Source organism: Chryseobacterium sp. IHB B 17019 (genome assembly GCF_001456155.1).
In the GTDB taxonomy this organism is placed as follows: Bacteria; Bacteroidota; Bacteroidia; order Flavobacteriales; family Weeksellaceae; genus Chryseobacterium.
On sequence record NZ_CP013293.1, the window covers coordinates 1321086 to 1339411 of the forward strand.

Below are 18326 nucleotides of genomic sequence, written 5' to 3' on the forward strand. Positions count from 1 at the left end.
TATTTTTATTTAAGGACAGTAGCACTCATCAATCCGATAACGACATCATTGCTCACTGCTGTTAATTTTATTGATTTTAATTCTTTATTAGGGTCAATCGGCAGATCAAGAATCGTTGCTGCGCCGCCTTCAACAGCACGGTTGCTCACTCCCTTAATTTCTGAATATTTCGTTAAACTCCCACCCTTGTACAGTTCCCCGGTTTTCAGCTGAACCCGGTACGGAATTTTGTCATCCGGAATTTCAAAAGCAAAATTATCGTCAAACAAATCCTGTTCGATAGGCCACCAATTAATCGGATTTTTTAGTTCTAATTTTGCACTCGAACCGTCTGAATATTGAACCGTAATTGTACCATTGGTAATTTGTGACTGCATTGGATTAGTAGATCCTGCCATCAGAAAATAAATTTTACTTCCTTTTCCCGAAACAGGGATTTCAACTGATTTCGGAAAATTATCCCACTGGCTTGTAAAGACAATATTTTTATCTTCGTTGTTAATTAAAAAAGGAATTCCTAAAAACTCAAGTTTTCCGCTTTTCCGTTTTTTCATCAGTCCGCTGTCATCAATTTGAGTAGTCGTCAATGGATAGCACCAATTTCCGATTCCTTGCCAGGGAAGCTGTAGAGTAGGGACATTGAGTCGGGGTGAAAGATACTTTTGATTAAAAATTTCGGTTACTCTTTCATTATATTTTGAAGCTAATGAAACAGGATTGAACTCGCCTTTATTCTCAATTTCCCAGTCTGTTATTTCTAATTTTTGTTTAATTCCATTATATTCAAGCTCTACGGAATTTGTTCCTTTGCTTAAATGATTTTGAGGAATTTCAATTGATATATTTTGATTTTTTTGAGTTGAAAAGTTTTTAACCAAACCATTAATCTTCAATTTTCCATTAATCGGATTTGATGATTTAGACTGAATCTGTAAGTTTTTATCCACCCATTTTATTTCTAAAGGATATTGAATGTTAACATTTACAGGTTGCCACCATTTCGTTCCATTTTGTTCCAATTGAACGAAAAAAGTACCTTTTCTTTCTTCTTTTACTAATTCAAACTTATTGTTAACCACCCCGACCTTCGGCCACCCTTCCAAAGGAGGGGAATTTTTGATCAGTTCTTGTGGATCGTAAACTTGTTGAATCTTCTTTTTTGGATCTAAATTAAGTTGAAGATTTTCAGAGATATAATTAACAAAATCTGTTTGTTCAGTTTTTAATTCTTCCCCAGAATAATTAATTTCAATGGTAAATTCTTTTGCTTTTTCTGTTTCAAACTTAACAAAAGGTTGTAAAATAGAATTCGGTTGTATCGACCATTTTACTTTCTTGCCATTTACTTTTACGGATTTTATTTTGGTGTAATTTACCGGAATCAGCATTTCAAGCGAAATCGGATTTGTAAAGTTTGATTTAAACCAATAATTCGTTTTTTTAGAATTTTTGTTAAATTTAAATTCCCAATCCGGAAGTTTCAATTCTGCAAAATTCCAGTCTTTGGGAAATCCGGGTTTTATGTTGATTTTATTTTCTAATAATTTTGGATAAACCCCGAAAAGTCCTTCCGTTAAAGTTCTTGCAGCGACTCCAATTGGATCGGCAAAATCTCTGTACAATTCTCCACGAAAAGCATCATAATGAGACAACTGTTCAAAATTTCCCGGACTGATTCCATAATACATGCTCTCAGCAAGATTCCCCTTCCAAAGTCGGAAAGCATCTTCGTTTCTCCCTGATTGCCAATACGCTAAAGCAGTTTGTAAATTCTCTGCCAATGCCACATTATTGATCGACCAATCATAAGGCTGCCAGTTTGTTGTCGAAAGTGTGTAATAGTTTTTATCAACTTCTCCCTTTACCGTTACCGGAATCTTTGGAATATAATTGTTGATGTATTGTGTATTTTGGTAATCTTCAAATTCATCTAAAATATAAGCATCGGAAACATGATAAATCGACCATATTCCAGGCTTGTCATGAAGGATCTGATTACCTAAGGCATCTTTATATTCAGCGAAATAACCTTTGTTTTTAATCCAAAGCTGGTTTTTCATGGCTTTTAAAATCGATTCAGCTTCTTTTTCATAAGGTTGAGGATTTTCGCCAATAATTTTCGCCAATTTCGCCATTTCACGGTTGGCTCTGTAATTATAAGCGGAAGTATGCGTCACTTTTCCACCTGAATACTGCAGCGCATCACTAGCCCAAATTGCAGCATATGCATCATAAAGGTCGCTACGTTTGAAGTTTCGTTTTTCCCAATCCATATGACGAACCATTGTTGGCCACATTTTCTTTAAAAATTCAACATCTCCAGTGTAGTTGAAGTGAGAAAACATCTGATCAAAAAACACCAGATTCATATCATAATGATGTGGTTTTGAATTGTCATTAGGATTTCTCGAAATATATCCGCTTGAGAACACCGAAGTCCCCATTTTCTCTTTGTGTCTTGCCAAATGCAACAGCGTATCCATCTCAACAGGCGCAGAATCTGGTTTCAGAACCTGAGAATTGGAATAGCTTTCAAAGTGTGCTTTTGCGCGGTCGTGCCAACTTAAAACATCCGCTGCATAAGCTCCACGCCATGCATTTAAACGCATTCTCCAGGCAACAGCGCCGTGAAGAAAGGTTGGACTTTCCCAAACTCCGTCTGCGGCGACAGCTAAAGTTGCTCCGAAATTATTTAAATCTGAATCCGGCGTTTTAAGCTGAATTCTATTGATTAAATTTAATCGGGATTGCTCTGCATCTTTAAATATAACCGCAAGCTGTTCGTCAGAAAAATTTTTATCTGATTTTCCTTTTTTAATTTGAATATAAATCGGATTTTTCTGTGCAGAATATGTTGCGTAAATAATTGGAGATTTTTCAGCTTTGTTTTGTGTGAAATTTGACAGGTTTTCCAACGTTTTTGCATCGGTTAATTGCACTGAATTGGCGTTTGAAAAACTTCCGTTGATGAACTGATTTTCCTTTTTCTTGTTTAAATAAGCAAGTTCAAACTGGTTCTTATTAATTTGAAACTGATTGTCTTCACAATATTCCGGAAGCAGGTAAAATCCGGATTCAGGATCTGCACCGATGTCACCATTTCTGTTGAATGTTTTTCCGCTTGCGCCGCCATAAACTGCGTAGATTTTTGTAGTGGAATCTATATTTTCAGTTTCCATTTTTAAGACCAAACCTTCTTCTTTGGATTGAGCTAAAACCGTCAGTTTTAAACTTCCATTTCCAAGAACTTGATCTTTAATAGTATAAAGCATAGATCCAGGACGATAACGGGTTTCAATCTTATCAGCCTGAATTAATTTTTTAATTGAATTTCCTTTCTGAATCACAAACTGAAGATTTCCACCCATTCCCGGAAGATATAATGCAAATTCCGGTAAATCTCCCGCTTCCACACGCGAAGCACGGTTATCACCATACAAAGCGCGATTGAACCTGTATTTTCCGTTGACCAATAAAAAATCGCCTTTGTCTTCCTTGTAATGTAATTCTCTGTCGTTGTTCTGCCAGTGTTTCGACTGGGAAAACGAATGTGAGAATGCCGATAAAGCAATCAGTCCGGCGAAAATGGTTTTTCTTCGCATTTTATTTAAGTTCAGTTAAAGGTTTTCCGTTAACGGTCACATTTTTCAGCGTTACATTCTTTAAGAAATCAACTTTATAAGGAATTTCAACGCCAGTCATTTTTGCGTTAATCATTGTGAAATCTGTTACGGGAGAAGTTTCGTAAGCATCAGAAAGAACGGCATATTTTCCGCCTTTTTCCACGGTTAAATTTTCTACCCAGATATTTCTGATGGTCGGAATATGATTTCCAGGTTTTTCATAATGCATGTTGAAACGTACTGCAGCTTCTTTATATGCGCCTACTTTTGTATTGTAGAAAAATACGTTTTCAATGATTCCGCCACGGCTTGAGCTTGTTTTTATTCTTAAAGCTCTGTCAAGATTCTTACTGTCCATCACATTTCCGATGGCATAAATATTTTTTGCTCCGCCTGCAATTTCACTTCCGATCACAACACCGCCGTGACCGTCTTTCATTTCACAGTTTTCAATAATATGATTTTCTGCGGGTCTTCCGATGTCTCTTCCGTCTTCATCTCTTCCTGATTTTATGGCAATACAATCGTCTCCCGTATCGAAATACGAATCTTTAATCCATACATTTTTACATGCTTCAGGATCGAAACCATCATTATTCGGACCGTGGCTGATTACTTTTACCCTTTCAATCAAAACATTTTCACACAATACAGGATTAAGGTTCCACATTGGAGAATTTTTAACTAAAACATCCGCCATATAGAAATTTTTACTTTTATAAGGCTGAACGAAATTGGGTCTTAAATAATATCCGTCACCAAAAATTCTTTCTCTTGCAGGTTTTCTTTGAGCCATATATTCATGAAGCTTTGCGCGGGCCGGATTTTGTCTTCCCGGACGAGATTCATTATATCCGTATTTTGTTGCACCACACCAAAACCACCAGTGGTCATTATCAGAATTTCCGTCTAGCGTTCCTTTTCCGGTTATGGCGATATTTTGTTCTTCATAAGCATAAATCAGGGATGAATAATTCATGCATTCCATTCCTTCCCATCTCGTGAAAACGATAGGGTAATCGTTGCTATCCTGACTGAATAAAATAGTTGCTCCTTCACTTACATGTAGATTGACATTAGATTTTAGATAAATAGCACCTGTCAAAAAGACACCTTTTGGAACGACAACTCTTCCTCCACCTTCTGCATTGCATTTTTCGATAGCTTTTTTAAATGCCTCTGTATTTTTTGTCTTTCCATCACCAATAGCACCAAACTCGGTAACCAGATAGTCTTTTTTTCTGAAATCAGGCTTTACAATTTGTTTTTTAAGGGCCTTGATTTCCTTTAAAGGCTGTTCTGAGGAAGTCCACGGCTTATATTGCGCCGAAGCAGGAATTGATATGATTAATGCGAAAAGGATTAATGCGTATTTTTTCATAATGTTATAAAAATATTGGTTTAAGAAAGGCATCAATATTAAATAATCTCTTTCTTTATCGCAATCTAAAATAATTATGATTAAAAATTATCCTGCACTGTCGGTATAAATTTCGTTAGATGTTTTTCCTTATTTGGAATAATATTCCTAATTCCGCGGGAATATGCGATATCGGATTTGGTAAACCTCGTATATTCTGCAAACCAGACCTAAAAATGTTGCCTGTTATTATTATATTAAAATGAATTAATACTTTAAAAATTAAAAGAAAATAAAACAACCAATTTATCAAAATAAAAAGGCTGCCCAAAAATAAGCAGCCATTTAATATAAAGTTGATTTTCTATTTTTTCAGTAATCCCGGATAAAGGACGCCATCCGTTTTTAATGATATATTTAGAAGGTATGCAATTAATGGTGCAATATCTTCCTGTCCCATTAACGGAATTACAGTTCCTTCTTTGATATTTCTGCCGAAAGCCACGAATCCTGTTTGGATTTCCTTAAAATCAGTTGGAAGGTAACCGTGGGTTCCTCCGTCTGCGGCTTTTAATAATTCTCCGGTTGCTGTTGCCCCGAAACTTATTCCCTGATAAGCGGCCAAAGCTAATGACGCAGTTGGATCTCCTTGAGCTTCTGCGATTTGCTGTTTATTTAAAATATGAAAAAGCTTTTTCTGGCCTTCGGGTAGGTTGTTTAAAAGTTCATTTACTTTATTTAAAGTTGCTTTATCATTCGGGTTTTTCAAATGTAAGAATGCAGAACCACCGCTTGCCTGAAAGTAGGCTTTCCAGTCTTCTTTTTTGTCATTATTGTAAAGTCCCGCTTTTGCCAGCATTACATTAGGATTGAATTGGGTATGGATATCCACAAATCCATGATCCCCTGTGATGATAAACGTTGTATTATCCTGTATTCCGGCTGCGATGGCAGCGTCAATCAATGTTTTAATGGCAACGTCTGCACCTACTACTGCGGAGCGAACTTTATCGCCATCTCTTCCTTGTTCATGCTCGAAGTGATCGGTAGCCGCTATATGAAGGGCCAAAAATGAGGGTTTGTACTTCTTCAGAATATAAGCCGCCATTCTGGCTTTGTTTTGATCTGTCACAGCATAATCCAGGCTTGCGCCGTATTCCCCGAATTTTCCCACCGCATAATCCTGAACTTCCTGGAAAAGCTCTTTAGGAGAAGATTCCATGCTCATTGCTTTTACTTCATCTTTTTTCTCACCCTTATTTTTAGGGAGATAAACGTATTCCGGTAAATTATAAGTAATTGGGGCGCCTACCGTTACCGGCCAGCTTACGCCGGCTGTAGTAAGACCGGCTTCTTTTGCAGCACTGAAAATGGTAGGAACTTTAATATCTTTATAAAACCAAAACCATTCGCCTGTAATTCCCAAAGGCTGAACCGGAGTGTTATAATAAATACCGTGTTTTGCGGGTAATACACCGCTTACCATCGTAGTATGTGACGGGTAAGTAACCGTAGGGAAGGAACCTCGGACTCCATCTGCATAAGCTCCTTTTTTCATCATTTGTCTTACATTTACCATAGACCATTGGGGATCCAGATAGAATTCCGGTCTTAATCCGTCTACACTTATCAAAACGACATGTTTTGTGTTGTCCTGAGCTTTTGCTAATCCCACAGTAAAGGCAAGAAAAAAGAATATTTTTTTCATTGTAAAAATTTTTGCAAGATTAGAACATTAGTGTTAATCGGAGATGAACGGGATATTAAATGTTTTGCATAAGAATAAACTACATATTTTTAATATTTATTTTAAAATGAAGAATATGAATGGCTTTCTTGATTAAAATGATAATAATTAATGCATAGTCAAAAAAAATAACTGAAAGATCTATAAAATGATCAAAAGGGATCATGAAATAAATCTTCCAGCCATAACTAATCAAGTTTTATTATTATGTACAATTAATCGGTCTTTATGATTTTTTTTGTAATAATTTTTCCTTGAGAGTTTTTTAAAGTCATAATGTATATTCCTGTATTTAAAGTTGAAATATCTAAAGAATTTTTACCATTTTTAATATTTCCACTTGACAAAATACGTCCATCCATTGAATTCAGATTATAAGATGCATTTTCTTTGGAAATAACCTCAACATTATCCTTCACAACATTGGTTTGGATTTGCGCGAAAGAATTTTGATTGTTTTTCACATCATTTACCCCTAAAATAGCACTTGGATCATATTTATAAGTAATGGTAACCGGAGTTCCGTATTCGGTATTTGCATTATTAACAAGGTAGTATTTTATTACATAGCTGATAGGGAATGTCCCAGATCCGGCATTAAAATTCCACATATTGTATCCCACAGATGGTGTTTCTGAATTGGCTGCAATGGTAATGGGTGCGCTTGTATTAGAAGGATATACACCATTTACTGCTACAGAAGGCAAACAGGTGCTGAGGTAGCAGAACTGAAAATTATTTCCGGTAGCGTTCTGGATACTCATTATTTTCATACGGACTTTTATAGCGTTGGCAGATGTATTTTTAATTTTATAGTGAAGTGTTGCTATATTTTCATCAGTTGTATTGTATGTGAAGACCTGGCCGTCGGCAATAGGTATGTTTTCGTCTGTTGCTAATGCAATCTGTGCCTTACTGAAAAAAGACATCAGGATACAGAATGTTAATAAACTAAACTTTTTCATTTGTTTTAAATATTTATTAAGATTAAGAAACCCAAGATCTGGGTTTCCTTAATCTTTTGATTATTATTTTATAATTAATTTTTGAGTTTTCGGTTCAGAACCTTTTTCTTTAATAGAAACAAGGTAAACACCTTTTGCCAGACCTTCTACAGAAACACGGCTGTCCGGTGAAACCTGAGATTTCTCCAAAACAAGTCTGCCTGTTGCATCATAGAATTTCAAATCTACATTGTAATTTGCCTGTACTTTGATATAATCTGTTGCAGGATTAGGATACATTGTGAGGTAGTTTGCATTTGTTTGTGCAGTGCTGGTTCCCAAAGTATTAAATAGGAAAGAACGTGCATTTACAACCTCTCCGGTAGTGGCATCAAGAAGAAGCAGAACAGCTTTCATATTTGCTATATTGTATGTCGTAGGAATAGTTGTTGTGAAAGTATAGTTCACTGTCTGCCCGTCCGTAAGTGTAGCAGGGATTGAGCCTACCTGTCCTGAATATCCTCCTAACAGCATTCTGCCCACATGGTCATATACCATTTGTGAAGCGGGAACCGGATTAGGAAGATTTTCATAACCTCCCATTGCAGATCCGCCTGAGTAGTAATTGGATTGATTGTAGCCTGTTGTTGTACCTGTTACATTATCTTCCACCATTACAACGGCGAACCTAAAGTTAGCATTAGTGAAGTTTGTTCTGAATGTAGCTGCTGCATTAAAGGTAAGAACGTTTCCTGCCAGGCTGGAAGAAGCATCTAATTGCGCAGGTGTTACAAGAATTTTTCTTTTGTTTACCTGAGATACCATTTCTGTATTGGTTACGGAAGCATTCAGAACAGCTCTGTCTATATTCATTCCAGGGAAAGCATTAAAGTCTGCTCCGTTGTCATAATCGGTTATTTTCATTGGGTCACCATTATGCACAGCGATTCCAATAAAATCATTTGGATAATTGGTATCCATGTAGTGCATGGCAACAGCTCCTCTTGGGCAATATCCACACCATGTTCCCGTTCCTTCTTCTATCAGAACTTTTTTAGGAGAGTTCTGGCTTACTGTTTTGAATGAAGTGGCGAGAGTATTATCCGCAGGGCTACTGTCTGCCGCTCCATTTACCTGGGTTATAGTAACATTTATGGTTTTTTCTACAACAGAAGGGTAATTTACAGAAATCGTATGAGTGATAGTAGCTTGCTGACCTGTAGCAAGTGGTGTAGTTAAAGGAATTGTTGAAATATGGTCTGTAGTTCCGTCATTCCAGTTAGCAGTTATATTATTAATAGTTTCTGTACCGTTGTTTTTTACTGTTGCTTTTAAAGAATAGTTTGTATTAATAACACCATATTTGTCTAAAGTAACTTTTTGAAGGGCAATATCTTTAGCTGCAACAGTTTTTACATTAAGGTTATCTAAAATTAATGCATATTGATCATAGCAATCATAATGTCTGAAAGAAATGTAGACCTGCTGTCCGATATATGGTGTAAGATCAACTGATCTGCTTTGAGACCCTCCTGTAGCAACCGTTTCTGTGTAAACAGGTGTGGAAGCAATTATCGTCGCAGGAGTATTGGAGGTTGTCACATAAACAGAATATTTTTCGGCCGGATAGTAAGGAGCTGTAGCCATATCATATTCTAATGAGACACTGGTTGCAGTAACGGCACTTAAATTAATCAAAGGAGAGGTAATTAAGTTGTTGGGTGTTATTGCACTATTTGTTGCGTCAATATAAGAATAAGACACTAGTGATCCTGATCCAAAACTTGGGAAATCAGATGAAAAACTCTCATTATTCCATTGATAGCCATCATTATTCAGATCAGTGCTTGTCCAGCCATTAAGACCGGGGGTATTAAAATCCTGACTATAATAAGTCTGGGACTGGTGTATTCCAAATAGAAGAATACCCATAATAGTTAAAATTCTTTTCATGTTGTTTGATTTTTAATTTGTTAATGTTTATAAAAATTCGTAGTTGTTGTTTGTACCTATTTTTTCCTCACGTACATTGAGTACGGTTCCGTTTCCGTCTAATATCATCACTATGATTTTCAGGTTGTTGGTATTATATCCGGATGGAATATTGTATTGGAAAGATCTTGAATATTCATTCGAAACGGTCGTTTGTGCACCCGGAATTGGCTCTCCGTTGATGGATGTTAATTTGTCACGTAGAACATTGTGATGTACATAATTGTAAATCGTGCTGCCTCCTCCGTATAATGCGCTGATATAGTTTTTCTGATTATGCACCAGCTTGTCTTCCACTATAAAAGCGGCTATTTTCAGATTATTGAAATTGTCTGTGAAGAAAACCTTAGATTCTGCATTTACTGTATTTCCGGTAATTGAAGAATTTATTTTAATTCCTATTTTACTGTAAGCATTCAGCTGACTTAATGGAACCGACATATCGGTGTAGTTGGAATCATAAGGCCAGAGCGTATTCCTGTTGATATACATGGCAGGCCATTCTGTAACGTTTTTCAGGGTTTCCAGTTCTGTACTTGTTGCATTGGCCCATGGGTCCGTAGTGCCTTCAGGCCCGTGGATTCCTATAAAAACATAATCTTCTGTTTGAGCAGTAAGGTTGTCATGTCTTGCCAGAGCAATGGTACAGTATCCGCACCATGTTCCTGTGAAATCTTCATAGAGGATTCTGTGTTTAAAGGCAACTCCTTCATTTACAACCACATTTACAGAAATAGGGTTTACCGGAAGATCTTTATAGCTTGCCTTTACAGAATATGTTCCTTTTTCTGTAGGAGTAAAAATATTTCCGCTTATTGGTTGATTATTGACGAATATTTTACTCTCATTGGTGATATCATTGTTTAAGTTATCTTTTACCTTAAAAGTAAACGGTTTTCCTAATAGTTTTTCGTTCCCACCTTCGGAGGCTACGGAGATATAAGTCACCGTTGTGTTACCCTCATCGCTCTCTGAACCCCGACAGGAAAAGAGAATCAGGAGAACAAATGTCACTGTGGAAAGAAATAATAATCTTTTTTTCATCTTTTTATAAAATTTTAAATTAAATATTCAGTTCTCTATAATTTTATTAAACCTTAGGCTGTGAATTGGTTTATTTTTTACCGTTTCCAATTATCAAATAATTATAAATATTGTTATATTTTTATTTAATCTGTAACAAATGTAATTAAATATTTAATATTGTATAAAAAAATATGTATATATTTGAAAATAAAATTTTACAAGATGAAGAAATTAATACTCACGGGTTTGTTATTAAGTTTTAGCACGTATTATGCTCAGCAAATCCCAAATGTGTCTATCAGTAACCTGAATGGCGAGAAGCTGAATATTTCAAAAATAAATTCCTCAGAGCCTGTGGTTATGAGCTTTTGGGCAACATGGTGTCTACCTTGTATGGAAGAGCTAAATACGATTAATGAAAAAATTGAAGACTGGCAAAAAGAGGCGAAATTCAAAATGTACGCAGTTTCTACAGATGACGCCCGAACGACTTCAAAAGTGAAAACGGTTGTGAAAAGTAAAGGCTGGTCTTATAATATATTACTGGACCCGAATCAGACGCTGAAAAGAAGCTTGAATATTAATAGTATTCCTCATACAATCCTGGTTCATAAAGGGAAAGTAGTGTATTCACATATAGGATATTCTGCTGGTGATGAAGATGAACTGATTGCAAAAATTAAAGAATGTAACAATAATCTTTAATCAGTTTAATTGATGCATAACAAATTAATTACAGGGACACTATTACTTTTTAGTGCCCAATTACTTTGCCAGTTGACCGTAAATTTAGAATCAAATTCTCAATATTATATTGATGATAACAAGATTAAGCTTTCTGAAGCGGAAGTGGCGCAACGTTTTAGATCAAATAATTATCTCAATGCCAGTTATAAGTTAAAAGATTTCACATTTGGGGCACAGCTTGAATCCTACGAGCCTGAAGCACTTCTGAATTACAATCCTGCTTTCAAAAAAACTAATATAGGAACGTATTATATTAATTATTCCAACGAAAAATCGGGTATAGATGCTACTGTCGGCCATTTTTATGAACAATTTGGAAGTGGTCTGGCGCTGCGGCTTTGGGAAGATAAGCAGTTGGGAATTGCCAATTCACTTTTAGGAGGAAAAATTAAATATACAGATCCGGCGCAAATTGTTACATTAAAAGCGCTCCTCGGAAAACAAAGAACAGGATTTGGCTTAACGGAAGGACTTATTGGAGGTCTGGATGCTGAGGTAAGACTGGATTCTCTGATGAAATCCAATAAGTTGAGAACGAGTGTCGGTTTCAGCTATGTCAGTAAAAATGAAGATAATAAAGAAAACGATCTTAATCCTAAAAATGTAAGTATTTACGGGAGCCGCATAAAGATGGAATATTCTAAATTCGCCATGGAATTTGAATATCTGTACAAAACCAAAGATAATATAAAGCAGGTGACAACGCTGGATCCTAATAATATTTTCTCCGGAAATGCTTATTATCTTAATCTCTCGTATGCGACCAATAATTTTGGAATTATTGCAAATTTCAGAAGGCTGGAAAATTTCAATTTTTACTCCCAAAGAAACCAGATCGGAAATATTTATAATAATGCTGTTCTTAATTATGTTCCCTCACTTACAAAACAATTCGACTATAGCCTTGCGAACATCTATGTTTACCAGGCCCAGCCGCAGCTTACCTTCCTTTCTCAGAAAAAAGCAGGAGAAATAGGCTCGCAGTTCGACATTTTTTATAAAATCAAAAAAGGAACCCTTTTAGGTGGAAAATACGGGACAGATTTATCACTTAACATATCAAATTGGTATGGCCTGAAAGGCAAATACCGATCTTACATCAACGATGACAACAGCTATGAAACAGAATTTTTAAAGCTGGGCGAAAAATATTATTCTGATCAGAGCCTGGATATCAGAACCAGGTTGAAAGAAAACTGGAAGATTGCCCTCGTTTTTATTAATCAATATTACAATACGTATCGTACAGAAGAAACAACGGGGGAGGTAAAAGCACAAACTGTGGTTTTGGATAATATTTACAGATTTCCAAAAAGCTCTATAAAGATTGAGCTGCAACACCAATGGGCAGACGGATATCACGGAAATTGGGCCGCAGGTTTGGCGGAGTATAATTTTAAAAAACATTGGTCCGTATTTATCAATGATTTATACAATTACGGAAATTCTGATAAAGAAAAACAGATGCATTATTATACCGGAGGGCTGGTTTTCAGGAAAAACAGCACAAGAATTCAGGCGTCTTACGGCAGGCAGCGCGGAGGATTGTTGTGTGTAGGTGGAGTTTGCAGATTTGTTCCGGAAAGTGCAGGGTTTTCGCTTGGTATTAGCACCAATTATTAATTTAAATCTTTAAGTAATGTTACAAAAATTATTTTTTAACGAATCAAAAGGTAAACTATTGTTGCATATGGCTGTCCGCGGTTTGGTAATCGTTCAGGGAACGTACAAAATGTTTGGTGCATGTGCCCGTATTGCCTCTCTGATTATCGCTTTCTTTTACAATAATTAAATACATTTTCTGTAAATTAAATAATTACCGATTCGTACTCGAATTAAATCAAAAGTCTTTAAATCTTAGTATTTGAAGGCTTTTTTATTGTTTTGAATTATTAAATAAATCAAAGAAATATTAAAATAAACCTTGATAACCCAGTATTCATGGCATTTTATTTGTTCGTGGTTTAGCAGGTTTTAGCCATAATTTTATTGCTCAAAGTGTAATTACTTTACACTGTTGCAGGATTTTTAAAAAAGATAAATGACTTCATTTAAATTTTAAAAAATAAATATGGATCGCTCAGAAATTATCGATAAAATAATAGAATTTGCTGATCAGGCGCATGGAGATCAAACCAGGAAATACAGTCCGGACCGGTATATTGTCCACCCGATAAGGGTCATGAAAACCTGCAGTGAATACACGGACAGCCTTCCGATACTCGCCGCGGCTGTCCTTCATGATGTTCTGGAAGATACTCCATACATTCAGGACGATATATCAGCATTTCTTGAAAGCTATATGAATGAAGCGGAGCGAAACCTTACCATTAGCCTCGTTATCGAATTAACCGACGTATATGTGAAGGAAAATTTCCCAAAATTAAACAGATTTAAAAGAAAGAGAAAAGAGATCAAACGTCTTAAAAATATCAGTCCTGAAGCCCAAACCATCAAATACGCTGATATTCTGGATAACGCAGCCGAAATCTCACAAAATGATCCCATGTTTGCCGAACGTTATCTAAAGGAATGTCTTGATATTTTATTGGCATTAAAAGATGGAAACTCACAACTACGGCAGACGGCAATAGATCTTGTAACCACCGAACAGAAGAAAATCAAATCTGAATTATAGCAAACAACCACAAAATATTGATCTATGAAAACATTAATTGGATACCACTGTTCCCTCGAAAGATTCACGCCAACTGAGCACCTTAATAATATTAAGCTTGCAGAAGCTAATGGTTTTAAAGGAATTTCATGCTCAGATCATTTTTATCCATGGAGCAAACGCCAGGGAGCTTCCATTGCATCATGGCCGTGGTTGGGAGCTGCGATGGCAGAGGTTAATCTTCCTTTTGGGGTTATAACTTCGCCGGTAGAACGTTGTCATCCGGCTATCATTGCACAATATATCGCAACTTTGGCTTCCATGTACAACGGCAGGTTGTGGGTTGCTTTTGGAAGTGGCCAGCTCCTCAATGAGCATATTACCAACCAGTACTGGCCGGTAAAAAGTGAAAGAAATGAAAGATTGAAAGAAGCTGTTCATATTATCAGAAATCTGCTTCAGGGCAAAATAGTCAACCATGAAGGAAAATATTTTCAGGTTTTCGATACTAAATTATACACCATACCTTCTATCCAGCCCAAACTTCTGATAGCGGCATTATCCAAAGAATCAGCGCACGAGCTGGCCGACTGCAGCGATGGAATAATCACCGTGATTAAGCCTAAAAGAGAGCAGGAAGAATTTGTTTACGCCTATCAACAGGGTGGTGGTGATAAAGATTCCATGTATCTGCAGGCGATCATGTCTTATCATGAAGACCAAAAACAAGCAGAATATGAAGCCTGGTATAATTGGCGTCATGCCGTACTTGGCGCAAAACTGCAGGCGGAAATCAGGACACCCGATGATTTTGACAGTGCAGCAGAAAGTATAACCATAGAACAGACCAACAAGGTTATCCGGGTCTCATCAGATCCCAAAGAACACCTTGAATGGCTCAACGAAGACATAAGCTGTGGCTTTTCTCAGATATACATCCAGGATGTTTCCAATGACCAGGCAGAAACAATCAGGATGTATGGGAAACTGCTAAAAGATCAATATTGATATATTTAGTAGGAAAGAGGTATTAATTTTAATCAATATTCAGTATCAAATAATTTGAGAAAATACGGATGAAAAATTAGCTAAGCTCATAATTGGTAATCACAAGGCTCAACATAAAGTGAACATAATCCTGTTCGGCATCTTTTCTGTTAATCAGCCTGTTTTTATAATCGTAAGAATTGAGTACTCTTGTCAGCCTGTAATAAGTTTCAAAATTATCATCTTTAATTTTGATTCTGGAATTGCCGTTCCTTGTTTTAATAATTTCATCATCCAGCGTTCTCAGCTTAAACAGAGCCTCGCATAACTTAGCAGCCCTTCCTCCGGTATATCTTTCAATTATATTGACCTTAAAAGAATCAAACTTAATTGTGTTAAAAACAATATTAGAGTCAGGCTCCTGTGTATTGAGCTCTAGCGTGTAATTCATAATTTAAATTTACTACAAATTTAATGAGTTATTGAAAGACTTCAAAACAAAATAACCTATCTAATGTACCACATATTAAATAAAGCCCGCAAATAGGTGTTTTAGTGTACTATAAGCACAAAATTTTTTTATATGACAAGCATAATTAAATCATCCTGAAGAAATTTTTCAGGAGATAAATCAATGTAATATTCCTAAAATATATTTAATAGGGAAATAAAATGATGTTAAAAATACATTCTCTTATTAGTGAACTATTTGTCTGTATAACGACTTGATTGTCATTAAGATAAATTGAATTTTTGATGTCTATATTATCATAAATTAATTTATCATTATCGGGAAAATGGTAATCCAAACACTTTCCAAGCCCTCTTTTCGTATCTATATTTGCCAAAAATCTTAACAATCGTATATAAGATTAAAAAATGAAAATCATCCGGCTTTTTGCGGGTGAATCCTTTAAGAAACGATTCGAGAAACACAATATTCCGACAGCTTGTTTCCCTCCGGGCTGTTAATTAAAACTACTTGAAAACTAAATTTTAAAATGAAAAAACATTTATTAACTGTTGCTTTTTTACTCATTTGTGGGAAGAGCTTCTCACAGGTGGGTATTAATACAGCGACCCCAACCAAGACATTGGATGTGAACGGAGAGATGAGAATACGCGTCCTCCCGAATGCAACTACCGGTAATTACAATCTGATCCTTACTGATAATAATGGTAATATCAGTTCTGCAGATCTTGCAATATCACCCAATACTGTCGGCGATATTAAAAAGGGATTCCAGACCTCGGATCATGCGGGTTGGTATCTGCTGGACGGAAGGTTGCTCAGCGTATTACCCGCCAATGTGCAGACAGCAGCAGGCTCTATCGGTCTCTCAGGAAATCTTCCCAATGCAAGAGGTAAGTTTCTGAAAGCCAAAACAGGAGCAGAGGTACTTGGAAGTTCGGCGGGCAGCAATGTGAGAGTTCTTTCTCAGGCAAATCTTCCAAATTACAATTTTACAGGAACAAGCTCTGTTGATGGCGCTCACAACCATACGTGGACGGATTTGTTTGATGGAGGACAAGCTCATGCCTTAGTAAGATCAAATAATGTCAATCAACAATGGGCGCTGAATTATGAAGTGGGATTCAGCACGTCTACCAATGGTGCCCATACCCATTCTGTCAATGTAAGTTCTGAGGGTGGTTCTCAAAGCTTTTCCATCATTCCGCAGAATATTACCGTAAACACATTTATATTTTTAGGAAATTAAAAATTATGAAAAAATTAAGCTTAAAAAAATACAGTATAGCATTACTTATAGGAAGTGTAAGCTGTCTGCAGGCTCAAAATATAGGGATAAATACTCCCAATCCTACAAAGACACTGGATATAAACGGGGAATTAAGAATCAGGGTCCTTCCGCCGGGAAACAGTGGCCAGCAGATTATTGTCTCGGATCAGCTGGGAAATATCCTGAAAATGAATCTGCCCGCCGCACTTCCGCAGGTTGGAGATATTAAGGATGGCTATACCACTACAGATCATGAAGGCTGGTATTTATTAGACGGCAGGGCGCTCACTTCACTTTCATCTACTGCACAGACTAATGCCGCAACAATAGGTTTTACAGGTAGTCTGCCTAATTTTTCCGGGAAATATGCACGGACTGATGAAACAGGAACTTCTTTATCGACAGTAGGAGGAATTGCATCTCACAACCTTACAAAAGCCAATATGCCAAATTTTGCAATGACTGCAATTGCCGCATTAAATGGTGATCATAATCACGGAACTTCAGATATTCGTTTCGGGCAGCTCAACCTGCCACCGTACGCAGGATTATGGGGATACACCGGCCCGATACAGCTCTTCGCAGAAGGCAAAAGCACTTCCACGTCGCTCAATCATACGCATACTGTAAGCTTAAATTCTAATGGAGGAGGACAGCCAATCAGCTTGTCTCCGGCTTATATTGCGCTAAACACTTTTGTCTATCTCGGAAATTAATTGCTGAAAATGAAAAAATATATCTTAACTGTTATTTTAATAATATTATATAACAAAACACAGGCTCAGACCGGTATTAATACCAATACACCCACTAAAACAATGGATGTGAACGGAGAAGTAAGAATAAGAGCAATTCCTGCAACTGGCTCAGCCGGAAAATCCATACTCACTTCAGATCCTGATGGTAATCTTTATAAGCTGGACAATATTGCTACCGGAAAAATTGGCGATGTTAAAAGCAGTTTAGCAGCGTCAGATCATAGCGGATGGTACCTTATGAATGGCAGGAATATATCGACATTACCAGTAAATGCCCGGAACAATGCAATTGGCATAGGAATCAGTACGGCGATACCCAATGCGGCAGATCGTATGGTGAGAACAATTGCAGCGGGACAGACGGTGGGTACTCTCAGTGGAAGCAATTCGATTATATTAACACCAGCTAATATTCCGGCTTATACATTGGCGGCCGCAACACTGAATCCTTCAGGAGCGCATGCCCATTCGGTTACGGATTTTTATACGATTGCAAACGGATTTGGTATTGAAGCTGGTGCCGGATATTGGTTCAGCCTTACTTCAAGGGTTGTGACAACCGCAGTAAGCGGCAGCCACAATCACTCGGTAGCAGCTGCCACAGGAGGGTCCTCACAACCACTAAATATTTTACCCGAATATCTGGTAGTGAATACTTTTATTTATTTAGGACAATAATTTTGCATTCCCAATAACTACAGTTTAAGAGAAGCAGCCGGAGACATTCCTTAAAATAATATGCCTCAGTTAGTTCATCTTCTGGTTGTTTCTCTTAAACTGTAG

14 protein-coding genes are annotated in these 18326 nt (G+C 36.8%); 7 read left to right on the top strand and 7 right to left on the bottom strand.

Annotated features, from left to right (window positions below):
- Positions 1–5 precede the first annotated feature (5 nt).
- The 6 genes from ATE47_RS05975 to ATE47_RS06000 all read right to left on the bottom strand — a co-directional run bounded on the left by ATE47_RS05975 (position 6) and on the right by ATE47_RS06000 (position 10710).
- On the bottom strand, positions 6–3602 hold the full coding sequence (locus ATE47_RS05975; protein WP_062161102.1) for a DUF4450 domain-containing protein: 3597 nt from the start codon (positions 3600–3602) through the stop codon (positions 6–8).
- A gap of 1 nt (position 3603) precedes the next feature.
- A complete protein-coding gene (locus ATE47_RS05980) occupies positions 3604–5004 on the bottom strand; it encodes a glycoside hydrolase family 28 protein (protein WP_062163467.1) in 1401 nt (466 codons plus the stop codon).
- Between the two features lie 343 nt (positions 5005–5347).
- Positions 5348–6691 (bottom strand): alkaline phosphatase family protein, encoded by a 1344-nt coding sequence (locus ATE47_RS05985; RefSeq protein ID WP_062161103.1) that lies wholly within the window; start codon positions 6689–6691, stop codon positions 5348–5350.
- 254 nt (positions 6692–6945) lie between these two features.
- Positions 6946–7695, bottom strand: a complete 750-nt coding sequence (locus ATE47_RS05990; RefSeq protein WP_082632514.1) for a T9SS type A sorting domain-containing protein — start codon at positions 7693–7695, stop codon at positions 6946–6948.
- 63 nt (positions 7696–7758) lie between these two features.
- A complete protein-coding gene (locus ATE47_RS05995; RefSeq protein WP_062161105.1) occupies positions 7759–9627 on the bottom strand; it encodes an Omp28-related outer membrane protein in 1869 nt (622 codons plus the stop codon).
- Between the two features lie 27 nt (positions 9628–9654).
- Entirely contained in the window at positions 9655–10710 is a 1056-nt protein-coding gene (locus ATE47_RS06000) for an Omp28-related outer membrane protein (RefSeq protein ID WP_062161106.1), read from the bottom strand.
- 204 nt (positions 10711–10914) lie between these two features.
- Here ATE47_RS06000 and ATE47_RS18875 point away from each other — a divergent pair, with 204 nt between their 5' ends.
- From ATE47_RS18875 to ATE47_RS06020, 4 genes are all read left to right on the top strand, one after another.
- The gene (locus ATE47_RS18875) at positions 10915–11397 is read left to right on the top strand and encodes a TlpA family protein disulfide reductase (protein WP_082632515.1); all 483 of its coding nucleotides are present in this window, start codon (positions 10915–10917) and stop codon (positions 11395–11397) included.
- A 12-nt stretch (positions 11398–11409) separates the two neighbouring features.
- Positions 11410–13062 (top strand): DUF6029 family protein, encoded by a 1653-nt coding sequence (locus ATE47_RS06010; protein ID WP_150114794.1) that lies wholly within the window; start codon positions 11410–11412, stop codon positions 13060–13062.
- A 448-nt stretch (positions 13063–13510) separates the two neighbouring features.
- The gene (locus ATE47_RS06015) at positions 13511–14077 is read left to right on the top strand and encodes an HD domain-containing protein (RefSeq protein WP_062161109.1); all 567 of its coding nucleotides are present in this window, start codon (positions 13511–13513) and stop codon (positions 14075–14077) included.
- Positions 14078–14101: 24 nt separating this feature from the next.
- On the top strand, positions 14102–15064 hold the full coding sequence (locus ATE47_RS06020) for a TIGR03557 family F420-dependent LLM class oxidoreductase (RefSeq protein ID WP_062161110.1): 963 nt from the start codon (positions 14102–14104) through the stop codon (positions 15062–15064).
- A 76-nt stretch (positions 15065–15140) separates the two neighbouring features.
- Here ATE47_RS06020 and ATE47_RS06025 read toward each other — a convergent pair whose 3' ends face one another.
- Positions 15141–15494: a hypothetical protein gene (locus ATE47_RS06025; protein ID WP_062161111.1), complete on the bottom strand. Its 354-nt coding sequence runs from the start codon at positions 15492–15494 to the stop codon at positions 15141–15143.
- 550 nt (positions 15495–16044) lie between these two features.
- Here ATE47_RS06025 and ATE47_RS06030 point away from each other — a divergent pair.
- From ATE47_RS06030 to ATE47_RS06040, 3 genes are read left to right on the top strand one after another with little or no spacing between them, the layout of a single operon-like run.
- Positions 16045–16764 carry a hypothetical protein gene (locus tag ATE47_RS06030; RefSeq protein ID WP_062161112.1) on the top strand — a complete coding sequence of 240 codons (720 nt, stop codon included), beginning with the start codon at positions 16045–16047 and terminating at the stop codon, positions 16762–16764.
- Positions 16765–16769: 5 nt separating this feature from the next.
- On the top strand, positions 16770–17501 hold the full coding sequence (locus tag ATE47_RS06035) for a hypothetical protein (protein WP_062161113.1): 732 nt from the start codon (positions 16770–16772) through the stop codon (positions 17499–17501).
- A 9-nt stretch (positions 17502–17510) separates the two neighbouring features.
- Positions 17511–18221, top strand: coding sequence for a hypothetical protein (locus ATE47_RS06040; RefSeq protein ID WP_062161114.1), 711 nt, complete (start codon positions 17511–17513; stop codon positions 18219–18221).
- Positions 18222–18326 lie beyond the last annotated feature (105 nt).